Below are 17,152 nucleotides of genomic sequence, written 5' to 3' on the forward strand. Positions count from 1 at the left end.
GGGCTGCACACCTTCAATTGTCCGTCAGGTAAGGGGCAGACTGGGCGGATGGCTGATCAGTACGCGCAATCAGGCGAGGACATACGGCCGACCGACACCCCGACGAGCTCACTGAACGAGGGCAGGAGCGAGGGCAAGAACGCAGGGAACGCGGCGCATCCGGCGATTTCCGTGATCCGCTGGGCCGAGCCGCCGGAGGGCCCCGTACTGGTCCTCCTCGACCAGACCAGGCTGCCCGGCGAGGAGACCGAGCTGGTGTGCACGGACGCGCCGGCCCTGGTGCAGGCGATCCGCACGCTGGCGGTGCGCGGGGCGCCGCTGCTCGGCATCGCCGGTGCGTACGGGGTAGCGCTGGCCGCCGTACGCGGCTTCGACGTGGAGGAGGCGGCGGGCGCGCTCGCGGGGGCCAGACCCACCGCGGTCAACCTCGGCCACGGCGTACGCAGAGCCCTGACGGCCCACCGCGCGGCGGTGGCGGACGGGGCCGACCAGGAGCGGGCGGGCGCCGCGGCGCTTGCGGCAGCGCGGGAGCTGCACCGGGAGGACGCCGAGGCCAGCGGGCGGATGGCGGCGCACGGTCTGGCGCTGCTCGACGAGATGCTGCCCGGCGGCGGTCACCGGATCCTCACGCACTGCAACACGGGAGCGCTGGTCTCCGGCGGGGAGGGCACGGCGTTCGCGGTGGCCCTTGCCGCGCACCGGAAGGGACATCTTCGCAGGCTGTGGGTGGACGAGACGCGTCCCTTGCTGCAGGGTTCGAGGCTGACCGCGTATGAGGCGGCGCGGGCCGGAATGGCGTACACCTTGCTTACGGACAATGCGGCGGGGTCGCTGTTCGCGGCGGGTGAGGTGGATGCCGTGCTGATCGGCGCCGACCGCATCGCGGCCGACGGTTCGGTGGCCAACAAGGTGGGGAGCTATCCGCTCGCGGTGCTCGCCCGCTACCACCACGTGCCGTTCATCGTGGTGGCGCCGGTCACGACCGTGGACCCGGACACCCCGGACGGAGCGTCCATCGAGGTGGAGCAGCGGTCGAGTCATGAAGTGACGGAGGTCACGGTGCCCTATGTGCCGATGACCGGGCTTGAAGCAGGAGGCGGGATCGCGGTGGCACCTCTGGGGACCCAGGCGTACAACCCCGCGTTCGACGTGACACCACCGGAGCTGGTGACGGCGATCGTCACCGAGGAAGGCGTCGTGTCGCCCGTGACAGCAGGGGGCCTGGACGAGCTGTGTGCCAGGTCACGCCAGGTAACGATGAGCTAATGGGATGATGTCAGGCATGAAGGGACGAGTCCTTGTCGTCGACGACGACACCGCACTGGCCGAGATGCTCGGGATTGTGCTGCGTGGTGAAGGTTTTGAGCCGTCGTTCGTAGCTGATGGCGACAAGGCGCTGGCCGCTTTCAGGGAGGCAAAGCCGGATCTTGTACTGCTGGATTTGATGTTGCCGGGCCGTGATGGCATCGAGGTGTGCCGCCTGATCAGGGCGGAGTCCGGGGTGCCGATCGTCATGCTCACGGCCAAGAGCGACACGGTGGACGTGGTGGTCGGCCTGGAGTCCGGCGCCGACGACTACATCGTGAAGCCCTTCAAGCCGAAGGAGCTCGTGGCCCGCATCAGGGCGCGGCTGCGGAGGTCCGAGGAGCCCGCGCCGGAGCAGCTGACCATCGGTGACCTGGTCATCGACGTGGCGGGGCACTCCGTGAAGCGGGAGGGCCAGTCGATCGCGCTGACCCCGCTGGAGTTCGACCTCCTGGTCGCGCTGGCCCGCAAGCCGTGGCAGGTGTTCACGCGTGAGGTGCTCCTGGAGCAGGTCTGGGGCTACCGCCACGCGGCCGACACCCGTCTGGTGAACGTGCACGTCCAGCGGCTGCGCTCGAAGGTCGAGAAGGACCCCGAGCGCCCGGAGATCGTGGTGACCGTCCGTGGTGTCGGTTACAAGGCCGGACCGAGCTGACATGTCCCGGGACAGTTCCCCCGCACCGCCCGGGGCTCCGGCTCCGGGCGGACGCCCGGGGCGGACTGGAGGACGGCGCAGCACCACGTTCGGGCGGCTGCTCGACGGTGGTCTGCTGTTGCAGGACGGGGTGCAGGGCAGCCCCGTCCTGAGGCTCTTCGTGCGCTGGGTGCGGCGTCCGCTGCTGCCCGCCGTGCGGTTGTGGCGGCGCAACATCCAGCTGAAAGTCGTCGTCACGACACTGCTCATGTCGCTCGGCGTCGTGCTGATGCTCGGCTTCGCCGTCATGAGTTCCGTGAACAACGGCCTGCTCAAGGCCAAGGTGAAGGCCTCGCAGAGCCAGGCCGACGGTGGATTCCGGGCGGCCCAGGACGAGGCGAACTCCGCTCGGCCGCGCTCCGGGCAGGACAGCGGCACGGCCGACGGAGGGACCACACCGCCCACCGCCGTGTGGATGTCGGACCTGGTGGAGCAGCTCTCCAGCGGTGGTCAGAGCGCGTTCAACGTGGTGACGCTGAGTCCCACGTCCACGCCGGGCGGTGCCAGCGTGCGCGGGCCGCGTGCCTCCGGGGGCGTGGACCCGATCCAGAGCGTGCCCGAGTCGCTGCGCGACAGCGTCGACAAGGGCACCAGGGCGTACCAGAGCAATACGCGCATCGTCTTCAACGACGGCCGTGACGCACAGCCCGGCCTCGTCATAGGCAAGCGCCTGAACGACCTGAACGGCGATCCCTACCAGCTGTACTACCTCTTCCCGCTGACGCAGGAGGAGGAGTCCCTCGGTGTCGTCAGGACGACGCTCGCCACCGCCGGTCTGTTCGTCGTGGTGCTGCTCGGTGCCATCGCCTGGCTGGTGGTGCGCCAGGTCGTCACGCCGGTACGGATGGCCGCGGGCATCGCCGAGCGGCTGTCCGCCGGGCGCCTCCAGGAACGTATGAAGGTCACCGGCGAGGACGACATCGCGCGGCTCGGCGAGGCCTTCAACAAGATGGCGCAGAACCTCCAGCTCAAGATCCAGCAGCTGGAGGAGCTCTCGCGGATGCAGCGGCGGTTCGTCTCGGACGTCTCGCACGAGCTGCGTACGCCGCTGACGACCGTCCGGATGGCGGCCGATGTCATCCACGACGCGCGCGTGGACTTCGATCCGGTGACCGCGCGGTCGGCCGAGCTGCTCGCCGACCAGCTGGACCGGTTCGAGACGCTGCTCGCGGATCTCCTTGAGATCAGCCGGTTCGACGCGGGCGCGGCGGCCCTGGAGGCCGAGCCGATAGACCTGCGTGAGGTCGTACGACGGGTCGTGGGCGGCGCGGAGCCGCTCGCGGACCGCAAGGGGACGCACATCCGGATCGTCGGGGACCAGCAGCCCGTGGTCGCGGAGGCCGACGCGCGCCGTGTGGAGCGGGTCCTGCGCAACCTCGTGGTCAATGCCGTGGAGCACGGCGAGGGCCAGGACGTCGTGGTGCGGCTCGCGGTGGCGGGCGGCGCGGTCGCCGTCGCGGTGCGGGACTACGGAGTGGGGCTCAAGCCCGGCGAGGCGACCCGCGTGTTCAGCCGCTTCTGGCGGGCCGACCCGGCACGCGCGCGTACCACCGGGGGTACGGGCCTCGGTCTCTCCATCGCACTGGAAGACGCACGGCTGCACGGCGGCTGGCTGCAGGCGTGGGGCGAGCCGGGCGGCGGTTCGCAGTTCCGCCTGACGCTGCCGCGCACGGCGGACGAGGCGCTGCGGGGATCGCCGATACCGCTGGAGCCCGACGACTCGCGGCGCCACCGCGGCCTGAACGACGCGGGTCTGCCGCTCGGCGGCGCGAACAAGCTCGCCACGGTGCCCGCGCAGCCTTCGGTGTCGGAGCGGGTGCCGCCGCCCGTCCCGGCGAGGGCGCCGATCGCGCCGCGGCTCGCCCAGGCGGCCACGACGGCGGATCCCACCGCGTTGCCGGGCAGCGGTTCGCGGGTCGTGCCGCGGCGGCCGCTGGACGACGACATGCCGCGTGAGGAGGAGCCCGACGGCCCCCGCGCGGACCGGAGCTCCGGTGAACGGGCGGCGGACGGCGCGACGGACACGGATCGCGCGAGCGGGACGGAAACGGATTCCGCCAGGGAAGGGGAGGCCTCTCGTGGGCGCTGACCACGATCGCCGCGCCCGTCGGCGTCCGCTGCGGGCCGGTGTGCTGTTCGGTTCCTGCGGGGTGCTGCTCGCGGGGTGCGCCTCGATGCCCGACAGCGGGAACCTGAAGGCGGTCGACGCCTCCCAGCGGCCCGACTCGCAGTCGCAGGTCCGGGTCTACGCGATGCCGCCGGGTGAGGACGCAGGCCCCGAGGAGATCGTCCAGGGGTTTCTCGAGGCGCTGACCAGTGACGATCCCGAGTTCGCGATGGCGCGCAAGTATCTGACCAAGGAAGCCTCCAAGGGCTGGAACCCCGATGTGCAGACCACGGTCCTTGAGAGCGGGCCGAGCACGGGTACGGGCAGTGTCGCGGACGGCGGTGACACCGGCCGTTCGTTCCCGCTGACCGGGCGCAAGGTCGCCACCGTGGACAAGGAGCACGCCTACCAGCTCGACAACGCCGCGTACAACCAGGTCGTCCACCTCACCCAGCAGGCGGGCCCCAACGGCAAGGAGTGGCGGATCGACGGGGTGCCGCAGGGCGTCGTGCTCGGGCAGTCCGACTTCCAGCGCATCTACTGGTCCGTCAACAAGTACTACTTCGCGACGCGTTCCTCCGGTTCGACCGGTGGCGGCCAGGAAGGGCTCGTCGCCGACCCCGTCTACATACGCCAGCGAATAGACCCGGTGACGGAGACCGTCAAGGCGGTGCTCGACGGGCCCACCACCTGGCTCAAGCAAGTTGTGGGCACGCGCTTCCCGACGGGTACGCGGCTCAAGGCGGACACCAAGACGCTGGCGCCCGACGACCAGGGCAAGCTGACGGTGCCGCTGAACGGGAAGGCCGATCCCATAGGGCAGGAGCGGTGCACGGAGATGGCCGCGCAACTGCTCTTCACGCTCCAGGACCTGACGTCGTCCGGCGTCGAGGAGGTGGAGCTCCAGCGCCGCAACGGCTCGCAGCTGTGCGTCCTGAGCAAGGACCGGGCCGAGTCCGTCGCCTCGCGCCGCACCGCGGAGCACCCCGATTACCAGTACCTCATCGACGACAAGCGGCGCCTCGTGCGGATGCGTGCCGGCGCGGGTGGCAAGGGCGATGCGCAGCCCGTGCAGGGGCAGTTGGGCAGTGGCGGGCAGCCGCTGCGTTCGGCCGCCGTGTCGCGGGACGAGGAGCGGGCGGCCGGGGTGTCGCTCGACGGGCGCTCGCTGTACATGGGGTCGCTGGTCTCGGAGGGGGCGCTCGGCAAGCCGGAGGTGCGCAGCAAGGCCAAGTCGGAGAAGGACGGTCTCTCGACGCCGAGCTGGGACGGCCGGGGCGACCTGTGGGTGGCCGACCGCGACCTGAAGCGGCCGCGGCTGCTCTGGCTCGCGCAGGGGGCTGGAGAGCCGCTGTCGGTCAAGACCGCGAACCTCGACGGGCGGATCGAGGCGGTGCGGGTCTCGGCCGACGGCGTGCGGATCGCGCTGCTCGTGAAGAAGGACGGCAAGACGACCCTGCAGATCGGCCGTGTCGAGCGGACGGGCGCCAAGGGCGAGCAGCCGCAGATCTCCGTGGACGGACTGCGCCAGGCGGCACCGCAGATGGAGGAGGTCACCGCCATGTCGTGGGCGGGCGGCAGCCGCCTCGTGGTGGTCGGGCGCGAGTCCGGCGGCGTGCAGCAGATGCGGTACGTCCAGAGCGACGGTTCGGTGCCCGCCGGTGCGACGCTGCCCGGCCTCACCGGCGTGAAGGAGATCGCGGCGTCCGAGGACGAGCGGCTGCCGCTGGTGGCGCACTCGGACGACGGGATCGTGCAGTTGCCGACGGGTGCGCAGTGGCAGACGGTGGTCAAGGAGGGGACGGCTCCGGTCTATCCGGGGTGACGTCGTCCTCGTAGTAACGCCTCCAGTTGTGCCGCGGAGTTGTCCACGGGGGGTTGTCCACAGGGGTGGCAGGGCCGCTCGCGGCTTGGCACAGTGGTGGGCATGCCGGGGTGGTGGCAGGACCTCACCGATCTGGTGCTGCCGGCCGAGTGCGGAGGCTGTGGCAGGCCTCGTGCGGCGCTCTGCGCCCAGTGCCGCGAGGCCCTGTGCGGGGCCGTGCCGTGCCGGGTGAGCCCTGATCCCCGGCCGCCGGGGCTGCCGGTGGTGCATGCGGCGGCTCCGTACGGGAACTCGGTGCGGGCGGTGCTGCTCGCGCACAAGGAACGGGGCGCTCTGGGACTCGCGGTGCCGCTGGGCGCGGTGCTGGCCGGGGCGGTGCGTGCCGGGCTGCCGGACGATGCCGCTCGGGGCGGTGGTGACGCTCCGGTACTGCTGGTGCCCGTGCCGTCGGCTCGCGCGGCCGTGCGGGCGCGAGGGCACGATCCGGTACGGCGGATCGCGCTGGCCGCGGCGGGTGAGCTGCGGCGGGGCGGTGTGCGGGCCCGGGTGCTCGGCGTGCTGCGCCACCGGCGTGCCGTGGCCGACCAGGCGGGGCTCAACTCCCGTCAGCGGCAGGCGAATCTGCGGGGAGCCCTGGAGGTGACCGCCGGCGGTGGGCGGCTCGTCGCCGGTGGGCGGGTCGTGATCGTGGACGACCTGATGACGACGGGCGCGACTTTGGCGGAGGCGGCGCGCGCAATACGTGACGTACGCACGGAAAGTAAAGGGCAGACCTCTTTGGTAACAGCCCGTGAAATTACCTGTGAGAACACGATCACCGCAGCTGTTGTTGCCTCCTCACCGGATTCTTTCGGAATAAACCGGAACTGACTGGGAACTTGCATCGTTGCAGGTAGTGAGAGGGTCAATGCACCTGAATGGAGGTATGCGGCGGTAGAGGGTGACGACATCCGTCCGGGCGAGATATGTTCGGTTGTGAGGAATGGCGGACGCCGACCCTCGCATATCGGAATGCCGGTCGCCGGGTTTTTCGCAATCACCCGGGCCGGTCGGGGTGGAGATCTTGTTCGCGGGGGAGGAGGAGGTGGAAGTCACCGAGTCCGAGGCTCCGGGAGTCACCGGGGCCTGGTGCAAAAGGGAGATGCTCCGCCGCCGAAGCGGAGCGATCCGGGAACGGAGTTCTGCGTGGACATCGTCGTCAAGGGCCGCAAGACCGAGGTGCCCGAGCGGTTCCGCAAGCACGTGGCCGAGAAGCTGAACCTGGAGAAGATCCAGAAGCTCGACGGCAAGGTGATCAGCCTCGACGTCGAGGTGTCCAAGGAAGCCAACCCGCGGCAGGCCGACCGTTCCGACCGCGTGGAGATCACACTCCGCGGACGTGGACCCGTGATCCGCGCGGAGGCATCGGCAACCGATCCGTACGCGGCGCTCGACCTGGCCACCGCCAAGCTCGACGCACGGCTGCGCAAGCAGCACGAGAAGCGCCACAACCGGCGCGGCACCGGCAGGCTCTCCGCCGCCGAGGTGGCCGAGCGGGTGCCGGACGCGGCCACTCTCAACGGGGACGGCTCGCTCGTGCGGGAGGAAGAGCCGGACGGCGTGCCCGTCAAGCGGATCGGCTCACTGGAGATCCAGGGCGAAGGCCCCCTCGTGGTTCGCGAGAAGAGCCACGTGGCAGCCCCGATGACGCTCGACCAGGCGCTCTACGAGATGGAACTCGTCGGGCACGACTTCTACTTGTTCGTCGACTCGGAGTCGAAGGAACCGAGTGTCGTCTACCGGCGCCACGCCTATGACTACGGCGTCATCCGCCTCAACACCGACCCCATGGTCGCGCGGGCCGAGTCCGCCGGCGGCGGCGGTGCCCTCGGCGGCTGACCCCAGGTCGGCGGAGGTCCGAGATGATGCCCCTGGAGCGCGTGTGCGCCCCCAGGGGCATCATCATGCGACCCCTGCGGGCACCGCGCGGCGGTCCGGGCATGAAATCATGGGCGGAGCCGGCCAACCGGTGTGCTGCTGCCTCCGGTTGGCGGCAGCGGACGCACAAAGGGCCATGGCCTTCAGGGGGAGGGAACGATGGCGGACAGCTTCGGACCGATGCGGGATGCCGACGACGACGACGGCATCGGCATCGGCACGGACACGGGCGCACCACGCAAGGAGCCCATCCGGGTCCTTGTGGTGGATGACCACGCGCTCTTCCGCCGGGGCCTGGAGATCGTCCTCGCGGCCGAGGAGGACATCCAGGTGGTCGGGGAGGCGGGCGACGGCGCCGAGGCGGTGGACAAGGCAGCCGACCTGCTGCCGGACATCGTCCTCATGGACGTACGCATGCCCAAACGCGGCGGCATCGAGGCGTGCACCTCCATCAAGGAGGTCGCGCCGAGCGCGAAGATCATCATGCTGACGATCAGCGACGAGGAGGCCGACCTCTACGACGCGATCAAGGCGGGCGCCACGGGCTATCTCCTCAAGGAGATCTCCACGGACGAGGTGGCCACGGCGATTCGCGCGGTGGCCGACGGGCAGTCGCAGATCAGCCCGTCCATGGCGTCGAAACTGCTCACCGAGTTCAAGTCGATGATCCAGCGCACCGACGAGCGCAGACTGGTGCCCGCGCCGCGGCTGACCGACCGCGAGCTCGAGGTGCTGAAGCTCGTCGCCACGGGCATGAACAACCGCGACATCGCGAAGGAACTGTTCATCTCCGAGAACACCGTGAAGAACCACGTGCGCAACATCCTGGAGAAGCTGCAGCTGCACTCCAGGATGGAAGCGGTCGTCTACGCGATGCGGGAGAAGATCCTCGAGATCAGGTGAGGGCGCGGACCAGCTCGGCGGTCAGCTCGGGACGGTCCACGCGCTCCACCCGTACGGAATCGCAGTTCACCCAGGTCGCCGCTTCACGCAGGGCCTGGGCCACCGCGGGCACGGACCTGGGGCCGTCCAGTGACACCTGCTTGGCGACCAGCGTGCTGCCGTCGCGGGCGGGGTCAACGCGGCCGACCAGCCGGCCCCCGGCCAGGACCGGCATCGCGAAATAGCCGTGGATACGCTTCGGCTTGGGGACGTAGGCCTCCAGGCGGTGGGTGAAGCCGAAGATCCGCTCCGTGCGGGCCCGCTCCCAGATCAGGGAGTCGAAGGGCGAGAGGAGCGTCGTGCGGTGGCGGCCGCGCGGGGCCGTCGCCAGGGCCGCGGGGTCGGCCCAGGCGGGCTTGTCCCAGCCCTCCACCGTCACCGGGACCAGGCCCGAGTCCGCGACCACCGCGTCGAACTGCTCGCCCTTGAGGCGGTGATAGTCCGCGATGTCCGCGCGCGTGCCGACGCCCAGGGCCTGGCCCGCCAGGCGGACCAGACGGCGCAGGCACTCCCCGTCGTCCAGGTCGTCATGGAGCAGCGTCTCGGGGATCGCGCGCTCCGCGAGGTCGTACACCCGCTTCCAGCTGCGCCGTTCGGTGCAGACCACCTCGCCGTACATCAGCGCCCGCTCGACGGCGACCTTCGCGTCCGACCAGTCCCACCACTCGCCCTTGTTCTTCGCGCCGCCCAACTCCGTCGCCGTGAGGGGGCCTTCGGCGGTGAGCTGCTTGATGACCGTGTCGTACGCACCGTCCGGCAGGTCGTGGTGCCAGTGCGGGCGGGTGCGGTAGGCGCGGCGCCGGAAGGCGAAGTGCGGCCACTCCTCGATGGGCAGGATGCACGCGGCGTGCGACCAGTATTCGAAGGCGTGCGGCCGGGCGGGGCCGGTGCCGGACGCCCCGTCCCAGTACGCCGCCTCGATCCGGTCGCGGCCGACGGCGCCGAGACGGGCGTACGGAATGAGCTCGTGGGAGCGGGCGAGGACCGAGATCGTGTCGAGCTGGACCGCGCCGAGATGCCGCAGCACGCCCCGCACACCGGACCTGCGGTCCGGCGCGCCCAGGAATCCCTGGGCGCGGAGCGCGATGCGGCGGGCCTCGTCGGCGGACAGGTCGATGGCGGGGCGCGGCAGGCTCGTCATGCCGGAAACGATAGTTGGCGGCACTGACAACGCCGCCGGATCCGTCCGGCCGGGGCGGACCTCAGCCCTTGCCGTCGCGGGCTGCCTGCACGTCTCTCGCGGGCAGGTACGGCTGGATCGACGACAGGCCGATGTCGCCGGGCAGCAGGGCGCCCACCCAGCAGTCACGGAGCGTGGCCTTGTTCAGGAGGGCGCCGCGCAGGGTGCCCTCGAAGGTGAAGCCCGCCTTCTCCACCACCGCGCGCGATCCGGTGTTGCCGACCTCGGCGCGCCACTCCAGGCGGTTGCAGCCCAGGTCGGTGAAGGCCCACCTGGCCAGGGCGAGGACGATCTCCGTCATATAGCCGCTGCCCCGGTGCTCCTTCGCCGTCCAGAAGCCGACCTCCCAGGCGCCCGAGCGCGGGTGGTGGAGGCTGGCGGCGGCGATCAGGGGGCCGCCGCCCCGGGGACGTACCGCGAAGGTGTACTCCGTGTCGTGGCGCCAGCCGTCCGGCACCATGCGCGTGACGAAGCCTTCCGCGTCCGTGCGCGCGTAGGGCGAGGGGATCGTGGTCCAGCGCTGGATGTCGGGGTCCTGGCAGGCTTCGTACGTCTCGTCGGTGTCGGCGGGCGTGAAAGTGCGCAGGATCAGGCGTTCGGTGGTGAGAGTGACGGGCTCCATCCGGTGATTCTGCGGGGGCCGGGCTCCACGGGCCAGTGTTTTCCGCCGAGCATTCACCCGCATTTCGCCGAGCGCCGACCGGCACAACCCGGCACCTTCCAGGCCCCCCGTCCGTTGACGTATCGGCAGACCTCCCGGCGCGGCCCGCTCCTCGCTTACGATGGCCGTTGCCCTATGAGTAAACCGACCATGCCAGGCCCGACCGGCAAGGAGACCAACCCTCGTGTCCGTCCTCTCGAAGATCATGCGTGCAGGCGAAGGCAAGATCCTGCGCAAGCTGCACCGCATCGCGGACCAGGTCAAGTCCATCGAAGAGGACTTCGTCAGCCTCTCCGACGCCGAGCTGCGCGCCCTGACCGAGGAGTACAAGGAGCGTTACGCCGACGGCGAGACCCTTGACGACCTCCTCCCCGAGGCCTTCGCCACGGTGCGTGAAGCCGCCAAGCGCGTCCTCGGCCAGCGGCACTACGACGTCCAGATGATGGGCGGCGCAGCGCTGCACCTCGGCTATGTCGCCGAGATGAAGACGGGTGAGGGCAAGACCCTCGTCGGCACGCTCCCCGCTTACCTGAACGCCCTGTCGGGCAAGGGCGTGCACCTGATCACGGTCAACGACTACCTGGCCGAGCGCGACTCCGAGATGATGGGCCGCGTCCACAAGTTCCTCGGTCTGTCCGTCGGCTGCATCATCGCCAACATGACGCCGGCTCAGCGCCGCGAGCAGTACAACTGCGACATCACGTACGGCACGAACAACGAGTTCGGATTCGACTACCTGCGCGACAACATGGCGTGGTCGAAGGACGAACTGGTGCAGCGCGGCCACAACTTCGCGATCGTCGACGAGGTCGACTCGATCCTGGTGGACGAGGCCCGTACGCCGCTGATCATCTCCGGCCCCGCCGACCAGGCCACCAAGTGGTACGGCGACTTCGCCAAGTTGGTCACCCGCCTCACCAAGGGCGAGCCCGGCAACCAGCTCAAGGGCATCGAGGAGACCGGCGACTACGAGGTCGACGAGAAGAAGCGCACCGTCGCCATCCACGAGTCCGGTGTCTCCAAGGTCGAGGACTGGCTGGGCATCGACAACCTGTACGAGTCGGTGAACACGCCGCTGGTGGGTTATCTCAACAACGCCATCAAGGCCAAGGAACTCTTCAAGAAGGACAAGGACTACGTCGTCATCGACGGCGAAGTCATGATCGTCGACGAGCACACCGGCCGTATCCTCGCCGGCCGCCGCTACAACGAGGGCATGCACCAGGCGATCGAGGCGAAGGAAGGGGTGGACATCAAGGACGAGAACCAGACCTTGGCCACGATCACCCTTCAGAACTTCTTCCGCCTCTACAAGCGCCACGACCACGACGGCAAGGAAGTCTCCGGCCTCTGCGGCATGACCGGTACGGCCATGACCGAGGCCGCCGAGTTCCACCAGATCTACAAGCTGGGCGTCGTGCCGATCCCGACGAACCGGCCCATGGTCCGCGCCGACCAGTCGGACCTGATCTACCGCACCGAGGTCGCCAAGTTCGCCGCCGTCGTCGACGACATCGCCGAGAAGCACGAGCAGGGCCAGCCGATCCTGGTCGGCACGACCTCCGTCGAGAAGTCGGAGTACCTCTCCCAGCAGCTCTCCAAGCGCGGGGTGCAGCACGAGGTCCTGAACGCCAAGCAGCACGACCGTGAGGCGCCGATCATCGCCCAGGCCGGCCGCAAGGGCGCCGTCACCGTCGCCACGAACATGGCCGGACGAGGCACGGACATCAAGCTCGGCGGCAACCCCGACGACCTCGCCGAGGCGGAGCTGCGCCAGCGCGGCCTCGACCCCGTCGAGCACGTCGAGGAGTGGGCCGCGGCACTGCCCGCCGCCATGGAGAAGGCCGAGCGTTCCGTGAAGGCGGAGTTCGAGGAGGTCAAGGAACTCGGTGGGCTGTACGTCCTGGGCACCGAGCGCCACGAGTCGCGGCGCATCGACAACCAGCTGCGCGGTCGTTCCGGCCGCCAGGGCGACCCCGGCGAGTCCCGGTTCTACCTCTCGCTCGGCGACGACCTGATGCGTCTCTTCAAGGCGCAGATGGTCGAGCGCGTGATGGCCATGGCGAACGTCCCGGACGACGTGCCGATCGAGAACAAGATGGTGACGCGCGCGATCGCGTCCGCCCAGTCGCAGGTCGAGCAGCAGAACTTCGAGACGCGCAAGAACGTCCTGAAGTACGACGAGGTCCTCAACCGGCAGCGCGAGGTCATCTACGGCGAGCGTCGCCGGGTCCTGGAGGGTGAGAACCTCGAGGAGCAGGTCACGCACTTCATGGACGACACGATCGACGCGTACATCGCGGCGGAGACCGCCGAGGGCTTCGCCGAGGAGTGGGACCTGGACCGGCTGTGGGGCGCCTTCAAGCAGCTCTACCCGGTGAAGGTCACCGTCGAGGAGCTGGAGGAGGACGCGGGTGACCGCGCCGGTCTGACCGCCGAGTTCATCTCCGATTCCATCAAGGACGACATCCACCAGCAGTACGAGGCGCGTGAGGAGCAGCTCGGCTCCGAGATCATGCGTGAGCTGGAGCGGCGGGTCGTCCTCTCGGTGCTCGACCGCAAGTGGCGCGAGCACCTCTACGAGATGGACTATCTCCAGGAGGGCATCGGCCTCCGTGCCATGGCGCAGAAGGACCCGCTGGTCGAGTACCAGCGCGAGGGCTTCGACATGTTCAACGCCATGATGGACGGCATCAAGGAAGAGTCCGTCGGCTACCTGTTCAACCTGGAGGTCCAGGTCGAGCAGCAGGTCGAGGAGGTTCCGGTGACGGACTCGGCCGAGGGCGGGGCTTCCCTCCAGAAGAAGGACGCCGTGCCTGCGGGCGGTGGCCGTCCCGAGATCCGCGCCAAGGGGCTCGACGCCCCGCAGCGGCCCGACCGTCTCCACTTCCAGGCGCCGAACGCCGAGGGCGGGGTCGACGAAGGGGACTTCGAGACCGAGGACGCGGGTGTGCGGTCGGAGTCGGACGGGATGACGCGGGCGGAGCGGCGCAAGGCTCAGAAGGGTGGGCGTCGCCGTAAGAAGTAGCGCTGCGCTGAGCTTTTGCAGTGTTGGTTGACGTGGGCCGGGCACGGGGTGTGCCCGGCCCTTCGCGTTGTCACGGGGTCCGGTTGCCGACCTCCACCGCCGTGCAGCGCCAGCGCTGGTCCTCGCCCAGGTGCAGGCGGAACGCCAGGGCCCTGAGGGCCGGGCCCGCGCCGATCCTCGCGAAGACCTCGTAGACGCCGGGGCGTGGTTCGTAGTGGCCGATCCGGTGGATCGTGGGGCGCCGGCCGTTCACGTTCAGGGGGGTCTGCTCGGCGAGGCGGGTCAGGTCGTCGAAGGCGGTGTGGGCGATGTGGCGTGCCGCCCAGTGGACCGGCTTCTGGCCGCTGAGCACCAGGAGCAGGCGCTCCGTGAAGAGCTCCGTGGGGTGCGGAGGGGGCTGGGGCGGGGTCCTGACGGGGCGCACGGGGGTGCGTGGTGCCGTGCGGGCCGCCGAGGGGGTGCGGGCCGCCGAGGGGCGGCGGGGGTCCGTGCGGGCCGGTGGGCGGGTGGTCACCGGGCGGGTGCGGGGCCTGGTCATTACCTTGGTCATCACCTTGTGCATGCCGTGTCGCCTCCGGCTTCGGTGTCCCGGTCGTGGTGGTACCGGGGAGTAACTTCCGTCGGAGATCTTGTACGGGGAGCGGGGTGGTGGTCGCAAGGGGCCGCGGGTGTGGGGGGTGGGGGCCGGAGGAGTCACCTATCCGGGTGGTCGGGGGTGCGGGATTCCTTGGGGGCGTTGGGGTGGGCCGGGTGAAGGGCGGGTGCGGGGGGTGACGTGGGGGGTGGGTGTGGGGCGCAGCTCGAAGGGGGACGTCCGCACGTATTCTGGGGCCTGTTCCGTTCCCCTGCGGGCCCTTCGATGAGCCCTGCCGATTCTGTTGTTCCGACTGTGAAAGCGGGCCGTCATGCGCGTCTACGTTCCCCTGACCCTGAGCCGTCTCGCCGAGGCGTACAAGGCGGGCGAGCTGGCGCCGGGTCCGCTGACGGCCTATGCGGTGACGCCCGCTCTGCGTGAGTGGTACGCCACGGATGACATGGAGGAGCTGGAGTACGCCGCCCTGAGTCGGGCGGCTCTTGCCTCGCTGCGGCTGATCGCGGGGGACTCGGGGGCGGTTCGGCGGCGGGTCGTGCTGGCTGCGGATGTGCCGGACGGGGGGCTGGAGGGGGGCGAGGCTTCGGCTTCGGGTGCGGCTTCGGATGGGCTCGGTGAGGTGCGGGTTGCCGGGGTGCTGGGGTTGAAGAAGGTCGCGGCCGTGCATGTGGATGCGCAGGACGCGGAGGGGGATGTCGCTGCGGGGGCGGAGGCTATGGGGGCCGCGGATCAGGGGGACGAGGACGCGCGGTTCGCTGTGGAGGGGGTCGAGGAGCACGAGCTGCTGTGGTTCGCGACGCAGGAGATTCCGGGGCTGATCGGCTGAGGGGTCCCTGCGGGGCTGGGGCGGTTCTGCGGGGTGCGGGTGCGGGTGCGGGTGCGGCTTCGGGCGGTGCGGGGCTGTCCGGGTGTGGGTGCGGTGCGGTGCCGGTGCCGCGAGCCGTGCGGACATACCAGCACGTCCCCTTGCGTTCGCTGCCGACTGCGGGTGTTTGCCGGTGCGGTGTCGTCCGTCTTGGGGTGCGGGGCCGCGCCGGTATGTCCGTCCTCGCTATCGTCCGGTGGCCGCCCACCTACTTCGCCACCGGAGTGCCGCGAGCCGTGCTCCGGGCGGACATACCGCCACGTCCCCTCGCGAGCGTTGCCGGCTGCGGGTGCGTGTGGGCTGCGGGGTCTACCGGGTGTGGGTGCGGTGCCGTGCCGGTATGTCCGTCCTCGCTATCGTCCGGTGGCCGCCCACCTACTTCGCCACCGGAGTGCCGCGAGCCGTGCTCCGGGCGGACATGCCGGCACGTCCCCTCGCGTGCGTAGGGCGGCTGCTTCTCGGTTGTTCGTGCAGGGGTGCTGCGGGGCAATCGGGTGGGTGGGCGGGAAAGGCTTGTTCGGGCGGAGGGCGCTCTCCGGGGGAAGGTGGGAGGGACTGGCCCTGCTTGTCGGGGGCGGGGGTTTTGGAGTGGGGGGTAGGAGGGGGCGGGTACCGTTTTGGTATGGGGACGTTGCAGCGCGGGGCGCATATCGTGTGGGACTGGAACGGCACGCTTCTGCATGACATTCATGCGGTGATCGAGTCGACGAACGCCTCGTTCGCGGAGATCGGGCTGGACCCGATCACGCTGGAGCGGTATCGCGACCTGTACTGCGTGCCCGTCCCGCTCTTCTACGAGCGGTTGATGGGGCGGCTGCCCACGGACGCCGAGTGGCAGGTCATGGACGCCGTGTTCCACAAGCACTACTGGGCGCGTGCCGAGGCCTGCGGTCTCGCCGACGGCGCCGCCGAACTGCTCGCGGAGCGGCGCGCGGCCGGACGTACGCAGTCGTTGCTCTCGCTCGCGCCGCACGAGCACCTGGTGCCGATCGTGCGGCGGCACGGGATCGAGGAGCACTTCGTGCGCATCGACGGGCGCACGGACACCTCGCACGCGGGCAAGGCCGAGCGGATGGTGCGGCACCTGGCCGCTCTGGAGGGCATCGCCGCAGCCGAGCGCATCGTCGTCATCGGGGACGCCGTCGATGATGCCGTCGCCGCGGCGCACGTGGGGGCGCAGGCCGTCCTCTACACCGGCGGGTCCCACAGCAGGGCCAGCCTGGAGGCGGTGGGGGTGGAGGTTCCTGTGGTCGACAGTCTCGCCGAGGCCGTGGACGTGGCCGAGCGGTTGGCTGCTGCCTAGGTGCCTCTACGTCACCGGGGCCTTCGCTCGTAGCACCGTCAGGAACTCCCTCATCCAGCCCGAGTGGTCCGGCCAGGCGCGGGCCGAGACCAGGGTGCCGTCGACCACCACCTCCGAGTCCTGGAACGTCGCGCCCGCCGTCTGCATGTCCAGCTCCAGGGCCGGGTACGCCGTGACCCTGCGACCGCTCAGGCCGCCGATCGCCGCGGTCAGGAGCGGGCCGTGGCAGATCTGGGCGACCGGCTTGTCCGAGTCGAAGAACGACTTGAGGATCTTGCGGAGCTCCGGGTCGTTGCGCAGATACTCCGGGGCCCGGCCGCCCGGGATCACCAGAGCGGCGTACTGGCCGGGATCGACTTCGGAGAAGGCGAGGTCCGCGGGCCAGGTGTAGCCGGGCTTCTCCGTGAACGTGTCGAAGCCCGGCTCGAAGTCGTGCACCACGAACTGCAGCTTCTTGCGGGCGGGGGCGGCGATGTGGACGTCGTACCCCTCCTCGCGCAGCCGCTGGTAGGGGTAGAGGACTTCGAGTGACTCCGCCGCGTCGCCGGTCACTATCAGGATCTTCGCTGCCATCGGTGCTCGCTCCCCACTCGTGGACCGGGTCCGTCCGTCGCGTGCTGTCCGTCCGTCCCGCTCAACGTGCATCCGCCCGTCCGGTTTGCCAAGGGGGTCCACCGGTCCGCCGAGGGGATCCGTCGCCGACAGATGGCGCGAAAGTCTCTGTGCAGAGTGT

General features: G+C 70.1%; 14 protein-coding genes. 10 read left to right on the forward strand and 4 right to left on the reverse strand.

Annotation, left to right across the window (positions count from 1 at the left end):
- The first annotated feature begins 48 nt into the window (after positions 1-48).
- The 7 genes from mtnA (at position 49) to OG302_RS25425 (ending at position 8,751) form a co-directional block, all read left to right on the forward strand.
- Positions 49-1,266, forward strand: coding sequence for an S-methyl-5-thioribose-1-phosphate isomerase (mtnA, locus tag OG302_RS25395; protein ID WP_371528878.1), 1,218 nt, complete (start codon positions 49-51; stop codon positions 1,264-1,266).
- Positions 1,267-1,270: 4 nt separating this feature from the next.
- A complete protein-coding gene (gene mtrA / locus OG302_RS25400; protein WP_361836743.1) occupies positions 1,271-1,960 on the forward strand; it encodes a two-component system response regulator MtrA in 690 nt (229 codons plus the stop codon).
- A 1-nt stretch (position 1,961) separates the two neighbouring features.
- A complete protein-coding gene (gene mtrB / locus OG302_RS25405) occupies positions 1,962-4,088 on the forward strand; it encodes an MtrAB system histidine kinase MtrB (protein WP_371528879.1) in 2,127 nt (708 codons plus the stop codon).
- Complete coding sequence (locus tag OG302_RS25410; RefSeq protein ID WP_371528880.1) at positions 4,078-5,931, forward strand: LpqB family beta-propeller domain-containing protein; 1,854 nt, start codon at positions 4,078-4,080, stop codon at positions 5,929-5,931. Before mtrB ends, OG302_RS25410 begins: the two co-directional genes overlap by 11 nt.
- Positions 5,932-6,033: 102 nt before the next feature.
- On the forward strand, positions 6,034-6,801 hold the full coding sequence (locus OG302_RS25415; protein WP_371528881.1) for a ComF family protein: 768 nt from the start codon (positions 6,034-6,036) through the stop codon (positions 6,799-6,801).
- 315 nt (positions 6,802-7,116) lie between these two features.
- Positions 7,117-7,809, forward strand: coding sequence for a ribosome hibernation-promoting factor, HPF/YfiA family (hpf, locus tag OG302_RS25420; protein WP_371528882.1), 693 nt, complete (start codon positions 7,117-7,119; stop codon positions 7,807-7,809).
- 198 nt (positions 7,810-8,007) lie between these two features.
- Positions 8,008-8,751 (forward strand): response regulator, encoded by a 744-nt coding sequence (locus OG302_RS25425; RefSeq protein WP_371528883.1) that lies wholly within the window; start codon positions 8,008-8,010, stop codon positions 8,749-8,751.
- Here OG302_RS25425 and OG302_RS25430 read toward each other — a convergent pair.
- A complete protein-coding gene (locus OG302_RS25430; RefSeq protein ID WP_371528884.1) occupies positions 8,744-9,931 on the reverse strand; it encodes a winged helix-turn-helix domain-containing protein in 1,188 nt (395 codons plus the stop codon). The two genes, OG302_RS25425 and OG302_RS25430, sit on opposite strands and share 8 nt — an antisense overlap.
- A gap of 61 nt (positions 9,932-9,992) precedes the next feature.
- Positions 9,993-10,592 carry a GNAT family N-acetyltransferase gene (locus tag OG302_RS25435; RefSeq protein ID WP_371528885.1) on the reverse strand — a complete coding sequence of 200 codons (600 nt, stop codon included), beginning with the start codon at positions 10,590-10,592 and terminating at the stop codon, positions 9,993-9,995.
- A gap of 223 nt (positions 10,593-10,815) precedes the next feature.
- On the opposite strand from OG302_RS25435, the gene secA reads away from it, so the two are divergent.
- Complete coding sequence (secA, locus tag OG302_RS25440) at positions 10,816-13,659, forward strand: preprotein translocase subunit SecA (protein ID WP_371528886.1); 2,844 nt, start codon at positions 10,816-10,818, stop codon at positions 13,657-13,659.
- Between the two features lie 70 nt (positions 13,660-13,729).
- Here secA and OG302_RS25445 read toward each other — a convergent pair whose 3' ends face one another.
- The gene (locus OG302_RS25445) at positions 13,730-14,209 is read right to left on the reverse strand and encodes an Rv3235 family protein (RefSeq protein WP_371528887.1); all 480 of its coding nucleotides are present in this window, start codon (positions 14,207-14,209) and stop codon (positions 13,730-13,732) included.
- A 355-nt stretch (positions 14,210-14,564) separates the two neighbouring features.
- Between OG302_RS25445 and OG302_RS25450 the strand changes: the two genes are divergently transcribed.
- Positions 14,565-15,077: a hypothetical protein gene (locus OG302_RS25450; RefSeq protein WP_371528888.1), complete on the forward strand. Its 513-nt coding sequence runs from the start codon at positions 14,565-14,567 to the stop codon at positions 15,075-15,077.
- Positions 15,078-15,738: 661 nt separating this feature from the next.
- Positions 15,739-16,419 (forward strand): HAD family hydrolase, encoded by a 681-nt coding sequence (locus tag OG302_RS25455; protein ID WP_371528889.1) that lies wholly within the window; start codon positions 15,739-15,741, stop codon positions 16,417-16,419.
- Positions 16,420-16,425: 6 nt separating this feature from the next.
- Here the strand turns inward: OG302_RS25455 and OG302_RS25460 are convergent, their stop codons facing one another.
- The gene (locus OG302_RS25460; RefSeq protein ID WP_371528890.1) at positions 16,426-16,992 is read right to left on the reverse strand and encodes a DJ-1/PfpI family protein; all 567 of its coding nucleotides are present in this window, start codon (positions 16,990-16,992) and stop codon (positions 16,426-16,428) included.
- Positions 16,993-17,152 lie beyond the last annotated feature (160 nt).

This window comes from Streptomyces sp. NBC_01283, assembly GCF_041435335.1.
GTDB lineage: Bacteria > Actinomycetota > Actinomycetes > Streptomycetales > Streptomycetaceae > Streptomyces.

What these genes read in the sequence shown, in the direction of transcription:
- mtrB (WP_371528879.1), top strand. Translation starts at nt 1,962, where the DNA reads ATGTCCCGGGACAGTTCCCCCGCACCGCCCGGGGCTCCGGCTCCGGGC.
- OG302_RS25445 (WP_371528887.1), bottom strand. Translation starts at nt 14,209, where the DNA reads ATGACCAAGGTAATGACCAGGCCCCGCACCCGCCCGGTGACCACCCGC.
- OG302_RS25430 (WP_371528884.1), bottom strand. Translation starts at nt 9,931, where the DNA reads ATGACGAGCCTGCCGCGCCCCGCCATCGACCTGTCCGCCGACGAGGCC.
- mtnA (WP_371528878.1), top strand. Translation starts at nt 49, where the DNA reads ATGGCTGATCAGTACGCGCAATCAGGCGAGGACATACGGCCGACCGAC.
- OG302_RS25455 (WP_371528889.1), top strand. Translation starts at nt 15,739, where the DNA reads ATGGGGACGTTGCAGCGCGGGGCGCATATCGTGTGGGACTGGAACGGC.
- OG302_RS25425 (WP_371528883.1), top strand. Translation starts at nt 8,008, where the DNA reads ATGGCGGACAGCTTCGGACCGATGCGGGATGCCGACGACGACGACGGC.
- OG302_RS25450 (WP_371528888.1), top strand. Translation starts at nt 14,565, where the DNA reads ATGCGCGTCTACGTTCCCCTGACCCTGAGCCGTCTCGCCGAGGCGTAC.
- OG302_RS25415 (WP_371528881.1), top strand. Translation starts at nt 6,034, where the DNA reads ATGCCGGGGTGGTGGCAGGACCTCACCGATCTGGTGCTGCCGGCCGAG.
- mtrA (WP_361836743.1), top strand. Translation starts at nt 1,271, where the DNA reads ATGATGTCAGGCATGAAGGGACGAGTCCTTGTCGTCGACGACGACACC.
- OG302_RS25460 (WP_371528890.1), bottom strand. Translation starts at nt 16,992, where the DNA reads ATGGCAGCGAAGATCCTGATAGTGACCGGCGACGCGGCGGAGTCACTC.
- OG302_RS25435 (WP_371528885.1), bottom strand. Translation starts at nt 10,592, where the DNA reads ATGGAGCCCGTCACTCTCACCACCGAACGCCTGATCCTGCGCACTTTC.